Source organism: Tabrizicola sp. T74 (assembly GCF_057219935.1).
On the sequence record NZ_JBXVVT010000001.1, the window covers coordinates 1,005,232 to 1,018,014 of the forward strand.

Consider the following 12,783-nt stretch of genomic DNA (forward strand, 5'->3'; position numbering starts at 1 on the left):
CATGCCCCGTCTTGCCATTCTCGCCTGCCTCATCCTCGTCGCCTGCGGAGCCGATGGCCCGCCCGAAGCCCCGACGCGCGGCGTCCAGGTCTCGGGCGAGGTCCAGATGGGTGTGGTGGTCAAGTGACCCCCCTGCGGCTGGCCTTCCTGGCGCTCGCCATCTGGGGCGCGGTGCATCCGATGTACTGGTTCGTGACCTACATGCAGGAGACGGGAACCGGCCTTGGCGGGTTGATCGACGCCTGGTACGTCAACGCCTCGACCACCGGCCTCACATGGGACCTGACCATCGCCGCCATCGCGCTGACCGTCTGGGTCCTGGCCGAAAGCCTTGGCCGCCGGGATTGGCTGGGCCTCGTGGCGATCCCCGCGACCTTCTGCATCGGCGTCAGCTGCGGCTTGCCGCTGTACCTGTTCCTGCGCTCGCGCCCCTCGGTGGCCTGATCACACCACCGCGCCTGCGTCCCGCACCAGCCGGATCACATGCTCCGGTCCCACGGGCCGGATGCCGGAGGGGTTCAGCGCCTTGATCGAGTAGTAGCCGCGGGTGATGTGGTCCAGGTTCACTGTCCCGGCCACCCCCGGCAGGCGCAGGATGCGCTCCATGTAGGCCGACAGGCGCGGGTAGTCAGCGATCCGGCGGCGGTTCAGCTTGAACAGGCCATGATAGGCTGCATCGAACCGGATCAGGGTCACGAAGGTCCGGATGTCGGTCTCGGTCAGCCTCGGCCCAAACAGGTAGTCCCCGGTCAGCCGCGCCTCCAACTCGTCCAGCATGGCGAAGACGCCCTCGGCCGCTTCGTCATGGGCCTCTTGCGTGACCGCAAACCCCGCCTTGTAGACCCCGTTGTTCAACGCGTCATAGATGCGCGCGTTCAGCGCGTCGATCTCGGCCCCCAGGTCCTCTGGGTAAAGCCGCAGGCCCGACGGGGCCAGCCCCTCGAAAGCCGTGTCGAACATCCTCACGATGTCGGCGCTTTCGTTGTTCACCAGCACGTTCTGGGCCATGTCCCACAACACCGGCACCGTCGCCCGCCCGCTGATCCTCGGGTCGGCCCGAGTGTAGATCTCATGCATGTAGGTCGCGCCGAACAGCGGGTCCTCATCCGCCCCCGGATAGCCGCCGAACTGCCAGCCCTGCGGCGTCAGCGCCGGGTTGACCACGGTGACCGGGATCAGCGACGAAAGCCCCTTCAGGCTGCGCGCCATCAGGGTCCGGCTGGCCCAGGGGCAGATCAGCCCGACATACAGCCGATAGCGCCCGGCTTCCGCCTTGAAGCCCCCGGTCCCCGTCGGCCCCGCGCTGCCATCCGGTGTCACCCAGTTCCGGAAGGTCGAGGTCTGGCGCACGAACCGCCCCTTCTCGTCGGCCTTCTGCACCGGCTGCCAGTCGGCGACCCATTTCCCTTCGACCAGCATGGCAGCCTCCTCAGGCGTGGAAAACGAAGGACCGCATCGATACCGACCCAAGGTCGATGGCATCGGTCATGAAGGTCAGCTGGTCCCGCGTGTCCGACGCCCCGGCGATGGTCAGCGCCGGCATGTAATGGTCGACCGTCGGGTGCGCCATCCGCAGCAGCGTCCCCAGCCCCTGCGCATCGGCAAGCGCCGACAGGTCCCGCGCCTCCAGCCGGTCGGCGAACAGGCGGTCGAACTCCAGCGCAAAGTCGTGCGGCTGCCCGCCGAACCGCATGGCGCGCAGGTTGTGGACCACGTTCCCGGACCCCAGGATCAGCACCCCCCGGTCGCGCAGGGCCGACAGGGTCCGCCCGACCTCCAGCTGATGCGCCAGCCCGCGCCCCATGTCGATGGAGACCTGGAACACCGGCACCTTGGCCTGCGGATAGAGGAACCGAAGCACCGTCCAGGCCCCGTGGTCGAGGCCCCATGTATCATCCTCCGCCGCATGGTGGCTGGCGAGCAAACTGACCACTTCCCGCGCCAGCTCCGGGTTGCCGGGGGCCGGATAGTCCATCGCGTACAACGCATCGGGAAAGCCGTAGAAATCATGGATCGTCTTCGGCAGATGCGACACATCGACCAGCGTCGTCCCCCGCGTCATCCAGTGGGCCGAGACGACCAGGATCGCCTGCGGTTCAGGCAGGCTTTGCCCCAGCGCGGTCCAGGCGCGGCTGTACTCGGTATCCTCCAGCGCGTTCATCGGGCTGCCGTGGCCCAGAAAGACCACGGGCATCCGGGCCGAAGGCTTCAGCCGGTCGCGCAGGGCAGTTAGGTCGGTGATCGCACTCATCGTCGTCTCCTGTCGAAAGGGCCGCCCCGTGAAGGGCGGCCCATAGGATCAAGCCGTCGTGGCAGCCGATTGGGCGGAAGGCTTCAGCGCATAGGCACCCGAGCCAAGCAGCGCGACGGCCCCCTGCACGATCGCCCAGAACAGCGGGAATTCCCAGCCGCCATTCGGGCTGGAGAAGACCCAGCCGTTGCCCGCATGCACCCAGGTCGCGCCCAGAAGCACCGGGATCAACGCCAGCGACACCGCGCGGGTGGCGACGCCCAGGATCAGCGCCAGGCCGCCGCCGACTTCGGCGAGGATCACCAGATAGGCCAGGAACCCGGGCAGCCCCAGGCTTTCGAAGAACCCGACGGTGCCGGGAATGGTGAAGACAAAGACCTTCATCAGCCCGTGGGCGATGAAGAGAGCGCCGCTCGCGACGCGCAGGATCAGGGCGGCGTAGTCGGGATTCGGGGTCATGGCAGGGGTCCTTTCGGGGCCGCAAGCGCGCGGCGGTTTCGGATGGCTGACAGCTAATCCTTGACCCGACTGCATGAAATGGCGAAGTTAACGAATGACTATCCACAAAACGTTCCTAATCGAAAAATGGACCTGATCGACGAACTCAAGGCCTTTGTCGCCACGGCGCAGACCGGGTCCTTCACGATCGGGGCGAAACAGCTGGGCGTGTCGAACCGGCTCACCTCGAAATACGTGGCTGACCTTGAGGACCGGCTGGGCGTCCGTCTTCTGCAGCGGACCACGCGCAAGGTCGGGCTGACCCCCGCGGGCGAAGAGCTTCTGTCCCGCGCGCCCGCGCTTCTTGATGATCTCGACAGCCTGGTCAGCGAGGTCTCCGAAGGCTCACGCGGGTTCGCCGGGGTGATCCGCGTCGCGGCCCCCGTCACTTTTGGCGAGATCTGGGTGGCCGGGATGCTGGACCGCTTCGGCCAACGCAACCCGGCACTGACCTTTGACCTTCGGCTGAACGACCGGCACGTCGACCTGGCGGCCGAGGGGGTCGACCTCGCCTTCCGCATGGGCCAGATCAGCACCCAGTCCTTGAAGGCCCGCAAGCTTGGCAGCTTCCGCTCGATCCTGGTGGCAAGCCCGGCCTACCTGACCCGGATGGGCACGCCGCAAAGCCCGGCTGACCTGGTCCAGCACGACTGCATCCTGGACACCAACCGCCGCACCCCGCGCAGCTGGGCCTTCGGTCCCGAGGGAACCGAGGTTGCCGTGCGAGGCCGCTTTCAGGTCAACTCGGCCCGCGCGGCGGTGGACCTCGCGATCAAGGGTCGGGGCCTCGCCTATGCCCCGCGCTTTGCCGTTTATGACGCCCTCGCCTCGGGCCGTCTGGTTCGGGTGCTGGCCGATCAGCCGGGGGAAACCGGGCAGCTGAACGCGGTCTACCTGGAAGGCCGCGTCCTGCCCCGCAAGGTCCGCGCGCTGATCGACTTCGCGGCCGAGGACATCAAGGCGCTGGATATCCTCTAGCGGCTCGACTGCCGGATCAGCAATTCCGGCGCGATCCGCACCGTCGCAGGCCCCACCTGCCGCCCATCCAGCACATCCAGGATCAAGGCCGCCGCCCTGGCCCCGATCTCGCGCGGGAAAGGGTTGATCGTGGTCAGGGCGGGGACCGAAATCCCCCCGATCTCATAGTCGCCGAACCCCGCGATCCAGATGTCCTCGGGCACGCGGACGCCCCGGCGCTGGCATTCCGTCAGTGCGCCGAAGGCCGACAAGTCGGATACACAGATCACCGCCTGAGTGTCGGGCAGCGTCTCCAACAGCCGCCCCATCGCATCCGCGCCTTCCCGCATCGAAATCGGCGGCGCGCCCGCGTCGATCAACCGGCTCGCATCCAGCCCCTGCGCCCGCATCGCCGCCACGAACCCCTCGCGCCGGTCGGTCCCCCGCGTGTCCCGGTCCGCATCGCCGCCGACGAAGGCAATCCGCGTCACCCCTTGGGCCACGAAATGGTCGACCATCCCCCGCACCGCCTCGGCGTTGGAAAACCCCACCACATGCCCGATAGGCTCGGCCGGCAGGTCCCAGGTCTCGATCACCGGAAGCCCCGCGTTCTCCAACAGCCGCCGCGCGCGTGGGGTATGCCTGCCCCCCGTCACCACAATCGCCTCCGGGCGGCGGCGGAGCAGCTGCTCGATCAGCCGCTCCTCCTCGTGGATGTCATAGTCGGTGTAACCCAAAAGGATCTGCAGCCCCCGCGCCTTCAGCCCTTCGGACAGGCCGCGCAAAGTCTCGGCGAAGTTGGCATTGTTGATCGACGGGATCGTGACCGCCACGAAATCCGTCTTCTGCGACCGCAACGAAGAGGCCGTCGAGTCGAAGACATACCCCAGCTCCTCCGCCGCCTTCAGGATCGCATCCCGCGTCGCCTCGGAGACCGAGCTGTCGCGCTTGAAGGCCCGGCTCACCGTCATGGGCGAGACCCCGGCGATCCGGGCGACATCGGCCATGGTCGGGGTCTTGCGCGGGCTGGTCATGTCCCTTGCTAGCGTCCCCCGCCTTCCGACGCCAGCACCGGCGCAAAGCTGTGCGCCGAGGTCACGTGGTGATGAATGCGCCCCGTGAAATGCCGCGCCAGCACTCCTTCCGTCGCCGCACGACCCTCCTTGCGGATCGGGTGGTCCAGAAACGCCTTCACCGTCGCCATGTCCGGCCAATCAATCGCCAGGATCAGGGGATACTCCGGAGCCCCCTCGTCCCGGTCCTCCGCGAAGGTCACATGCACCGCCAGCGCCCCCGGAAACCGTCGCCAGACCGGCAGGATCTCGGCCAGCACATCGCGGCGAAAGGCCTCCTCATGCCCCTCGTGCAGGGTACCCTCGAACAGCGCATACCGAGTAATCATGCCGTCAAATCCTTTCGCGGACCCTTGAAGAATTCCATCAGCGCCGCCTGATCCTCACCACCCAGGCCCGCCGCCGTCAGCATCCGGTGCACTTCGGCGCAAAGCGCAGTCAGCGGCATCGCCGTCCCCGTCGCCCGCGCAAGGTCCGCGGCCCCGTTCAGGTCCTTGACCATGTTGTCGATCCGCCCCGTCCGGCGGTAATCCCGCGCGGCCATCCGGGGCATGTATTCCTGCAGGATCGCCGAATCCGCCCGGCCCCCCGCCAGCGCCTTCGGGATCATTGCCGCATCCACCCCCGCCGCCTCGGCCAGCGCCGTCGCCTCGGCCACGGCAAGGAAGCCCAACCCGCACAGCACCTGGTTGATCAGCTTCGTCGTCTGCCCCGCCCCGGGACCCCCCATCCGCGTCTGGTTCGTGGCCACCCGCGCCAGCACCGCTTGCGCCTCGGCCACATCCTGCGGCTCGCCACCCTGCATCAGCGTCAACTCCCCGGTCGCCGCCTTCGGGATGCCGCCCGACAACGGACTGTCCACCCAGCGCAGGCCCTTCGCCGCAGCCTCCTCCGCCAAAGCCTTCGTTGCCACCGGGTCGATGGAAGACATGTCGATCACCAGCGTCCCCGGCGCCGCCCCCTCCGCCACGCCGCCCGCCCCGAACACCGCCGCCCGCACAATATGCGCAGCGTTCAGCGACAGGATCACCGCCGTCGACCCCCGCGCCGCCTCGGCCGCCGAGGGCGTAGACATCGCCCCAAGGTCCACTAGTTCCGCCACCTTCACCGGATCCAGGTCGAACACCCGCAGCACCGTGCCCGTCTTCACCAGCCGGGCACCAATGGCCCCGCCCATCGCTCCGGCTCCGATCAGGGTGATGGTCTGGGTCATTGCGGCTCTCCGGCAAGGGCGGTGGCGATGCGGTCGACAAGGACCTCCAGCGGCTGATCGATGTCCACCGTCAGGGCCTCGTCCGTTCCCGGCGGCTCCAGGATGGCGAATTGGCTGTCCAGCAGTGACAGCGGCATGTAATGCCCCGTGCGCGATGCCATCCGCGACGCGATCAGCTCACGGGTGCCCGACAGATGCACGAACTGTACCGGCCCGCCCGCTCCGGCGCGAATCCGGTCGCGGTAGATGCGCCGCAGGGCGGAACAGCCGACAATCACCGGCGCCGCCTCGTCCAGCTCCAGCGCCACCCGGTCCAGCCACGGCCAACGGTCGTCATCTGTCAACGGAATCCCCGCCCGCATCTTTTCCACCGCTTGCGGCGTGTGCAGGTCGTCCCCATCCCGGTACGGCACCCCCAGCCGCGCCGCCAGGCCTTCGCCCACCGACGACTTCCCGCAGCCCGCCACCCCCATGATGACGACGCGCAAGGTCATAGCGAGGCCGTGATCCCGCCGTCGACATAGAGGATGTGCCCGTTGACGAAACTCGACGCCTCCGAGGCAAGGAACACGCAGGCCCCCTGCAATTCCTCGACCTTGCCCCAGCGCCCCGCTGGTGTCCGCTTCTCCAGCCAGGCAGAAAACGCCGGGTCCGCCACCAGAGCCGCGTTCAGCGGCGTGTCGAAATACCCCGGAGCAATCGCATTGCACTGCAGCCCATGCTTCGCCCAGTCCGTCGCCATCCCCTTGGTCAGGTTCCCCACCGCCCCCTTCGTCGCCGTGTAGGGCGCGATGGAGGGCCGGGCCAGCGCTGTCTGCACCGAGGCGATGTTGATGATCTTCCCCCGTCCGCGAGCGATCATGTGCCGCGCAACCGCCTGCCCCACATGGAACACGCTCGCGATATTCGTCTGCAACAGCCGCTCGAACGCCTCGGCTGGAAACTCCTCCAGCGGCGCGCGGTGCTGCATCCCGGCATTGTTCACCAGGATGTCGATCACCTTCCCGGACGCCTCGAACGCATCCACGGCCGCACGCACCGCCCCGTGGTCCGTCGCATCAAAGGCCAGCACCTCCGCCCCCTTGATCCGCCCCGCCGCCGCCCCCAGCTTCCCCGTATCGCGCCCATTCAGCACGATCTGCGCCCCCGCCTCGGCCAGCCCCTGCGCCAGCGCGAACCCGATCCCCTGCGACGACCCGGTGACCAGCGCCCGGCGTCCTGTCAGGTCAAACAGCCGATGTCCCATGCGTCCCGTCCCTTCACTTCGCTCTCGACAAGCGCGTTTCGACTCGTTTATGTTATCGATAACACGGCCTGTCAAGGATGCAGAGGACAAGATGACCAAACCCCATGTCCTGCAAGTCGGCCCCTACCCGGACTGGGACCAGACCCCCCTCGACGCCGCCTATACGATCCACCGCTGGTGGGAGGCCGCCGACAAGGACGCCCTCCTGGCCTCGGTCGGCCCCGAGATCCGCGCCATCGCCACGCGGGGCGACCTTGGGGCCAGCGAGGCGATGATCGCCGCCTGTCCGAACCTGGAAATGATCTCGGTCTTCGGCGTCGGCTACGATGCCGTCCACCTCGCCTCTTGCCGGGCGCGGGGGATCAAGGTCTCCAACACCCCTGACGTCCTGACCGAAGACGTGGCCGACATCGCGCTCGCCATGCTCCTCGCCCTCGTCCGCCGCACGGGCCAGGCGGAAGAGTGGGTCCGCTCCGGCGACTGGGCCGCCAAGGGTATGTTCCCGCTGACCCGCAAGGTCTCCGGCACCCGCGCGGGCATCCTTGGCTTAGGCCGTATCGGAGCCGCCATCGCCCGCCGCTGCGAGGGCTTCGGCATGAAGATCGCCTACTCCGCCCGCAGCCCCAAACCGGGGGCGGAGGCCTGGACCTACATCCCCGACGCCGTCGAACTGGCCCGGAACTGCGACCACCTCTTTGTCGCCCTCGCCGCGACGCCCGAGACCCGCCACATCGTCAACGCCAAGGTTCTGCAAGCGCTCGGCCCCGACGGCACCGTCATCAACATCAGCCGCGCCGCGAACGTGGACGAATCCGCCCTCCTCGACGCGCTGGAACAGGGCCAGATCGCCGGGGCCGCGCTTGACGTCTTCGAAAGCGAGCCGAACCTCAACCCCCGCTTCCTGAAGGCCCCAAACGTCCTCCTCCAACCCCACCATGGCTCGGGCACCGTCGACACCCGCAAGGCGATGGGCAAACTCATGCGCGACAACCTGACCGCCCATTTCGCCGGGCAACCCCTCGTGACGCCGGTGCCGCTGTGAAAGCCATCGTCATCCACGCCGCCAAGGACCTACGAATCGAGGACCGCGAGCCCGACCCCCTCAACCCCGGCCAACTCCGCCTGCGCCTTGCCACCGGCGGCGTCTGCGGCTCGGACCTCCACTACTACAATCACGGCGGCTTCGGGGCCGTGCGGCTGAAGGAACCGATGATCCTCGGCCACGAGGTTTCCGCCTATGTCGAGGACCCAGGCACCACTGCCTTCACCAAAGGCCAACTCGTCGCCGTCTCCCCCTCCCGCCCCTGCGGAACCTGCAAGTTCTGCCTCGAAGGCCTGCCCAACCAGTGCCTCAACATTCGCTTTTACGGCAGCGCCATGCCCTTCCCCCACATCCAGGGCGCCTTCCGCGAAATCCTGATCGCCGACGCCACCCAATGCGTCGACGCCACCGGCCTGACGGCGGGAGAGGCCGCCATGGCCGAACCCCTCGCCGTCACGCTCCACGCCACCCGCCGCGCCGGGGACATGCTTGGGAAGAAAGTCCTCGTCACCGGCTGCGGCCCCATCGGCGTCCTCTCCATCCTCGCCGCCCACCGCGCTGGCGCTGCCGAGATCGTCGCCACCGACCTCTCCGACTTCACCCTCGCCCTCGCCGCCAAAGTCGGCGCCGACCGAGTGATCAACACCGCCAAGGACCCCGAGGCGCTCAGCGCCTACACCCCCGACAAGGGCCACTTCGACGTCCTTTACGAATGCACCGGAGTCGCCGCTGCGCTGACCAGCGGCATTGCCGCCCTTCGCCCCCGAGGCGTCATCCTGCAACTCGGCCTCGGCGGCGACATGACGCTCCCGATGATGGCGATCACCGCCAAGGAACTCGACCTCCGCGGTTCCTTCCGCTTCCACCCCGAATTCGCCGTGGGCGTCGGTCTGATGCAAAAGGGCCTGATCGACGTGAAACCCCTCATCACCCACACCGTCCCGCTGTCCAGCGCCGAAGACGCCTTCCGCCTCGCCTCCGACCGCTCCCAGGCGATGAAAGCGCAGATCGTGTTCGCCGATTGACCGACCTTCGGTTTGACCCCGCGCCCGGGGTCGACCACACTCCCGCGCCAAGGAGACCCACATGTCCTTCTTCGAAATCCACGACCCGGTCTTCGCGACCTATGTCCTGCACAACGCCCCCGTCAAACGCCTTTGCACCGGCTTCGACTGGGCGGAAGGCCCGGTCTGGTTCGGCGACCAGGGCTGCCTCCTCTTCTCGGACATCCCGAACAACCGCATCGTCCGCTGGTCCGAGGACGGCACGACCACTTTCCGCCAGCCCGCGAACTACACCAACGGCCACACCCGCGACCTGCAGGGGCGGCTGATCTCCTGCCAGCACGGCAGCCGCAGCGTCACCCGGACCGAATGGGACGGGACGATCACCACCTTGGCTGATAGCTACCAGGGCAAGCCCCTGAACAGCCCCAACGACGTGATCGTGGCAAAGGACGGCTCCATCTGGTTCACCGACCCGCATTACGGCATCGGCACCGACTACGAAGGCTACCGCTCGCCCCAGGAACTCCCCTGCCAGGTGTATCGAATCGACCCCTCGGGCAAGATCGAAGCCGTCATCACCGACATGAACTGCCCGAACGGCCTGGCCTTCAGCCCCGACGAAAGCAAACTCTACGTCGCCGACACCGGCCGCATGTTCCACGCCGACCCCCAGCACATCCGAGTTTTCGACATGGTGGCAGGCCGCCCGACCAACGGCCGTCTCTTCCACCAGATCGACAAGGGCTGCGCCGATGGCATCCGGGTGGACAGCGACGGCAATCTCTGGTCCTCGGCGGGCGACGGCGTCCATTGCATCGCGCCCGACGGGCGACTGCTGGGCAAGATCCTCGTCCCCGAGGTCGTCTCCAACATCTGCTTCGGCGGCCGCGCCAAGCACCGGCTGTTCATCACCGCGACGACCAGCCTTTATTCCGTGATCCTGAACCGCAAGGGCATCCAATGGCCATGACCAACACCGGCCTGATCGGCCTTGGCACGATGGGCGCCGCGCTCGCGCTGAACATCGCCGAGAAGGGCTTCCCCATCGCCGTCTGGAACCGCACCACCAGCGTCACCCACGCCTTCAAGGCCGGGGCAGGGGACTTGGCCGACCGCATCACCCCCACCGACACCTTCGCCGACCTCGTCGCCGCCATCCAGCCGCCGCGAGCCATCATCCTGATGGTCCCTGCAGGCCCCGCCGTCGATGACATGCTCACGGCGCTCACCCCCCACCTCTCCCCCGACGACCTGGTGATCGACGCTGGCAACGCCAACTTCCACGACACCAACCGCCGCGCCGCCCAAGGCCTGCCGTTCCGCTTCCTTGGCATGGGCGTCTCGGGCGGCGAGGAAGGCGCCCGCCACGGCCCCGCGATCATGGGCGGCGGCGCACGGGAAGACTGGGACCGCATCGCCCCGGTCCTTCACGCCATCGCCGCCAAGCACAAGGACCAGCCCTGCGCCGACTGGATGGGTCCCGCGGGGGCAGGCCATTTCGTCAAGACCGTCCACAACGGCATCGAATACGCCGACATGCAGATGATCGCCGAGGTCTACGGCATCATGCGCGACGGCCTTTCCCTTCCCGCCCCCCAGATCGCCGAAACCTTCGCCGACTGGAACAAGGGCGTACTTCAAAGCTACCTCATTGAAATCTCGGCCGACGTCGCCGCCGCCAAGGACCCGCTGACCGGCGCGGCCCTTCTTGACGTCATCCTCGACAAGGCCGGGCAAAAGGGCACCGGCCGCTGGACCGCGATCGAGGCGCAGCACCTCTCGGCCCCGATCCCGGTGATCGAAGCCGCCGTCGCCGCCCGCAACATCTCTGCCCGCCTGGACGAACGCCGCGTGGGTGAGGCCGTCTACGGCCCCGCGCCCGAACCCACGCCCGACGTGACGATCAGCGACCTGCAGGATGCGCTAACCGCCGGAAAGATCCTCTGCTACGCCCAGGGCTTCACGATGACCGCCGCTGCCGGAGCGTCCTTCGGCTGGGACCTGCAACTTCCCGCCATCGCAAGGGTCTGGCGCGCGGGCTGCATCATCCGCTCCTCGATGCTCGACGCCATGGCCCAGGCCCTGACCGAAGACCCCGCCCGCAACCTGATCCTAGCCCCCCGCTTCACGGCTGAGATCAAGCGCTGCCTCCCCGCCCTTCGCCGGGTCGTGGCTGCCGCCGCACTCCACGGCCACGCGCTGCCTGCATTGTCCGCAGGCCTCGCCTGGTTCGACGCGATGCGCACCGCGCGGGGGACGGCGAACATGATCCAGGGCCAGCGCGATTTCTTCGGCCTGCACGGGTTCGACCGGCTGGACGGCAAGGACCTCCACCACGGCCCCTGGGCGCACGCGTAACCGATTTCTTCAAAGAAATCGGACCGGAGCCTTTAAAGGCTCCGTCGCGGAATCTTTGAAGATTCCGCCCCCCGCCTACCCCGTCTCCCCCGGCACCAACCGTGTGGGCACCACCGTCACTTCCTGCCCGGCCTCCCCCTTCAGCCGGGCCACCAGCGCCTCCGCCGCCGCCTTCCCGATGGCCGTCGTCGGCACCACCGTCGTCGTCAGCCGCTTCGGCAGGATCGACGCCGCCTCCATGCCCCCCCAACCGGCGATCCCCAGGTCCTCCGGCACCCGGATGCCGCGCGCCTGGGCATAGGCCAACCCGCCCACCGCCATGTCGTCGTTGTGGAAGTACACCACATCCAGGTTGGGCGTCCGGGCCAGCAGAGTCTCCAGCCCGTAATACCCCGCATAGAACCCCGGCATGTCCAGCAGCACCTCGCGGTCCACCAGCGGCGCGCCCGCCTGCGCCAGCACCGCCTGAAACCCCTCCAGCCGCGCCTGTCCCATCACGTCGGCCCGCGCCAAGGCCCCCACATAGCCCGCCCGCCGCCGCCCCTTTCGCAGCAGGAACTGCCCCATCTCCACCCCGCAGTCGTAGTGCGAAAACCCCACCGACATGTCGATGGGCGAGGTCGTCAGGTCCCAGATTTCCACCACCGGCACCGCCACCTGCCGCAACAGGTCCACCGTCGCCGGAGTATGGTTGCGGCCTGACAGAATCAGCCCCGCCGGACGCCAACTGGCGATCTGGCGGACCCAGGCCTCTTCCTCCGCCGTCGAATGGTTGTTGGCCCCGATCATCAGCTGATACCCCAGCCGGCTCAGCGCCCGGTCCACCCCGTCCAGCACATGCGCGAACAGGCCCGAGGTCAGCCTCGGCACGCACATGCCCACCAGCGTCGAGGCCTGGTACGACCCGAACGCCGCCGCCAGCTTGTTCGGGACATATCCCAATCTTTCCGCGACCTTGACCACCCGGTCCCGCGTGTCGTCGGAGAACCCGGTCCCCCCGCGCAACACGCGGCTGACCGTCATCTTCGACACTCCCGCCGCCTTGGCGATGTCCTCCAGATTAGCCTTCATCTGCGACTCATGTTATCGATAACTTTCTGCTTGACTCGGAAACCCCACAGGCTCACGTTAGGCTACG

General features: G+C 67.8%; 16 protein-coding genes. 7 read left to right on the plus strand and 9 right to left on the minus strand.

What is annotated here, in order from left to right:
• Position 1: 1 nt before the first annotated feature.
• Positions 2-127, plus strand: a complete 126-nt coding sequence (locus AC2EAL_RS05275; protein ID WP_484723116.1) for a hypothetical protein — start codon at positions 2-4, stop codon at positions 125-127.
• Entirely contained in the window at positions 124-444 is a 321-nt protein-coding gene (locus AC2EAL_RS05280) for a DUF2834 domain-containing protein (protein WP_484723117.1), read from the plus strand. Before AC2EAL_RS05275 ends, AC2EAL_RS05280 begins: the two co-directional genes overlap by 4 nt.
• Here AC2EAL_RS05280 and AC2EAL_RS05285 read toward each other — a convergent pair whose 3' ends face one another.
• The 3 genes from AC2EAL_RS05285 to AC2EAL_RS05295 are packed head-to-tail and all read right to left on the minus strand — an operon-like array spanning position 445 to position 2,710.
• Positions 445-1,419, minus strand: coding sequence for a glutathione S-transferase family protein (locus tag AC2EAL_RS05285; protein ID WP_484723118.1), 975 nt, complete (start codon positions 1,417-1,419; stop codon positions 445-447). It lies immediately after the preceding gene.
• Positions 1,420-1,429: 10 nt separating this feature from the next.
• The gene (gene ygiD / locus AC2EAL_RS05290) at positions 1,430-2,251 is read right to left on the minus strand and encodes a 4,5-DOPA-extradiol-dioxygenase (RefSeq protein ID WP_484723119.1); all 822 of its coding nucleotides are present in this window, start codon (positions 2,249-2,251) and stop codon (positions 1,430-1,432) included.
• 48 nt (positions 2,252-2,299) lie between these two features.
• A complete protein-coding gene (locus AC2EAL_RS05295) occupies positions 2,300-2,710 on the minus strand; it encodes a DoxX family protein (RefSeq protein WP_484723120.1) in 411 nt (136 codons plus the stop codon).
• A 126-nt stretch (positions 2,711-2,836) separates the two neighbouring features.
• On the opposite strand from AC2EAL_RS05295, the gene AC2EAL_RS05300 reads away from it, so the two are divergent.
• Positions 2,837-3,727 carry a LysR family transcriptional regulator gene (locus AC2EAL_RS05300; RefSeq protein ID WP_484723121.1) on the plus strand — a complete coding sequence of 297 codons (891 nt, stop codon included), beginning with the start codon at positions 2,837-2,839 and terminating at the stop codon, positions 3,725-3,727.
• Here the strand turns inward: AC2EAL_RS05300 and AC2EAL_RS05305 are convergent.
• The 5 genes from AC2EAL_RS05305 to AC2EAL_RS05325 are packed head-to-tail and all read right to left on the minus strand — an operon-like array spanning position 3,724 to position 7,238.
• Entirely contained in the window at positions 3,724-4,740 is a 1,017-nt protein-coding gene (locus tag AC2EAL_RS05305) for a LacI family DNA-binding transcriptional regulator (protein WP_484723122.1), read from the minus strand. The genes AC2EAL_RS05300 and AC2EAL_RS05305 overlap by 4 nt on opposite strands.
• Positions 4,741-4,748: 8 nt before the next feature.
• Entirely contained in the window at positions 4,749-5,108 is a 360-nt protein-coding gene (locus tag AC2EAL_RS05310) for a hypothetical protein (RefSeq protein WP_484723123.1), read from the minus strand.
• Positions 5,105-5,992, minus strand: coding sequence for an NAD(P)-dependent oxidoreductase (locus tag AC2EAL_RS05315; protein WP_484723124.1), 888 nt, complete (start codon positions 5,990-5,992; stop codon positions 5,105-5,107). Before AC2EAL_RS05315 ends, AC2EAL_RS05310 begins: the two co-directional genes overlap by 4 nt.
• The gene (locus AC2EAL_RS05320) at positions 5,989-6,486 is read right to left on the minus strand and encodes a gluconokinase (protein ID WP_484723125.1); all 498 of its coding nucleotides are present in this window, start codon (positions 6,484-6,486) and stop codon (positions 5,989-5,991) included. The genes AC2EAL_RS05315 and AC2EAL_RS05320 overlap by 4 nt, the downstream gene beginning before the upstream one ends.
• Positions 6,483-7,238 (minus strand): SDR family oxidoreductase, encoded by a 756-nt coding sequence (locus tag AC2EAL_RS05325; protein ID WP_484723126.1) that lies wholly within the window; start codon positions 7,236-7,238, stop codon positions 6,483-6,485. The genes AC2EAL_RS05320 and AC2EAL_RS05325 overlap by 4 nt, the downstream gene beginning before the upstream one ends.
• 91 nt (positions 7,239-7,329) lie before the next feature.
• Between AC2EAL_RS05325 and AC2EAL_RS05330 the strand changes: the two genes are divergently transcribed.
• From AC2EAL_RS05330 to gndA, 4 genes are all read left to right on the plus strand, one after another.
• Positions 7,330-8,280, plus strand: a complete 951-nt coding sequence (locus AC2EAL_RS05330; protein ID WP_484723127.1) for a 2-hydroxyacid dehydrogenase — start codon at positions 7,330-7,332, stop codon at positions 8,278-8,280.
• On the plus strand, positions 8,277-9,305 hold the full coding sequence (locus AC2EAL_RS05335; protein ID WP_484723128.1) for an L-idonate 5-dehydrogenase: 1,029 nt from the start codon (positions 8,277-8,279) through the stop codon (positions 9,303-9,305). The genes AC2EAL_RS05330 and AC2EAL_RS05335 overlap by 4 nt, the downstream gene beginning before the upstream one ends.
• A gap of 61 nt (positions 9,306-9,366) precedes the next feature.
• Positions 9,367-10,257, plus strand: coding sequence for an SMP-30/gluconolactonase/LRE family protein (locus AC2EAL_RS05340; protein WP_484723129.1), 891 nt, complete (start codon positions 9,367-9,369; stop codon positions 10,255-10,257).
• On the plus strand, positions 10,248-11,645 hold the full coding sequence (gndA, locus tag AC2EAL_RS05345; RefSeq protein WP_484723130.1) for an NADP-dependent phosphogluconate dehydrogenase: 1,398 nt from the start codon (positions 10,248-10,250) through the stop codon (positions 11,643-11,645). Before AC2EAL_RS05340 ends, gndA begins: the two co-directional genes overlap by 10 nt.
• Before the next feature lie 75 nt (positions 11,646-11,720).
• Here the strand turns inward: gndA and AC2EAL_RS05350 are convergent, their stop codons facing one another.
• A complete protein-coding gene (locus tag AC2EAL_RS05350) occupies positions 11,721-12,716 on the minus strand; it encodes a LacI family DNA-binding transcriptional regulator (RefSeq protein ID WP_484723131.1) in 996 nt (331 codons plus the stop codon).
• Between the last annotated feature and the right edge of the window lie 67 nt (positions 12,717-12,783).

What these genes read in the sequence shown, in the direction of transcription:
- AC2EAL_RS05275 (WP_484723116.1), top strand. Translation starts at nt 2, where the DNA reads ATGCCCCGTCTTGCCATTCTCGCCTGCCTCATCCTCGTCGCCTGCGGA.
- AC2EAL_RS05285 (WP_484723118.1), bottom strand. Translation starts at nt 1,419, where the DNA reads ATGCTGGTCGAAGGGAAATGGGTCGCCGACTGGCAGCCGGTGCAGAAG.
- ygiD (WP_484723119.1), bottom strand. Translation starts at nt 2,251, where the DNA reads ATGAGTGCGATCACCGACCTAACTGCCCTGCGCGACCGGCTGAAGCCT.
- AC2EAL_RS05295 (WP_484723120.1), bottom strand. Translation starts at nt 2,710, where the DNA reads ATGACCCCGAATCCCGACTACGCCGCCCTGATCCTGCGCGTCGCGAGC.
- AC2EAL_RS05300 (WP_484723121.1), top strand. Translation starts at nt 2,837, where the DNA reads ATGGACCTGATCGACGAACTCAAGGCCTTTGTCGCCACGGCGCAGACC.
- AC2EAL_RS05305 (WP_484723122.1), bottom strand. Translation starts at nt 4,740, where the DNA reads ATGACCAGCCCGCGCAAGACCCCGACCATGGCCGATGTCGCCCGGATC.
- AC2EAL_RS05310 (WP_484723123.1), bottom strand. Translation starts at nt 5,108, where the DNA reads ATGATTACTCGGTATGCGCTGTTCGAGGGTACCCTGCACGAGGGGCAT.
- AC2EAL_RS05315 (WP_484723124.1), bottom strand. Translation starts at nt 5,992, where the DNA reads ATGACCCAGACCATCACCCTGATCGGAGCCGGAGCGATGGGCGGGGCC.
- AC2EAL_RS05320 (WP_484723125.1), bottom strand. Translation starts at nt 6,486, where the DNA reads ATGACCTTGCGCGTCGTCATCATGGGGGTGGCGGGCTGCGGGAAGTCG.
- AC2EAL_RS05325 (WP_484723126.1), bottom strand. Translation starts at nt 7,238, where the DNA reads ATGGGACATCGGCTGTTTGACCTGACAGGACGCCGGGCGCTGGTCACC.
- AC2EAL_RS05330 (WP_484723127.1), top strand. Translation starts at nt 7,330, where the DNA reads ATGACCAAACCCCATGTCCTGCAAGTCGGCCCCTACCCGGACTGGGAC.
- AC2EAL_RS05340 (WP_484723129.1), top strand. Translation starts at nt 9,367, where the DNA reads ATGTCCTTCTTCGAAATCCACGACCCGGTCTTCGCGACCTATGTCCTG.
- gndA (WP_484723130.1), top strand. Translation starts at nt 10,248, where the DNA reads ATGGCCATGACCAACACCGGCCTGATCGGCCTTGGCACGATGGGCGCC.
- AC2EAL_RS05350 (WP_484723131.1), bottom strand. Translation starts at nt 12,716, where the DNA reads ATGAAGGCTAATCTGGAGGACATCGCCAAGGCGGCGGGAGTGTCGAAG.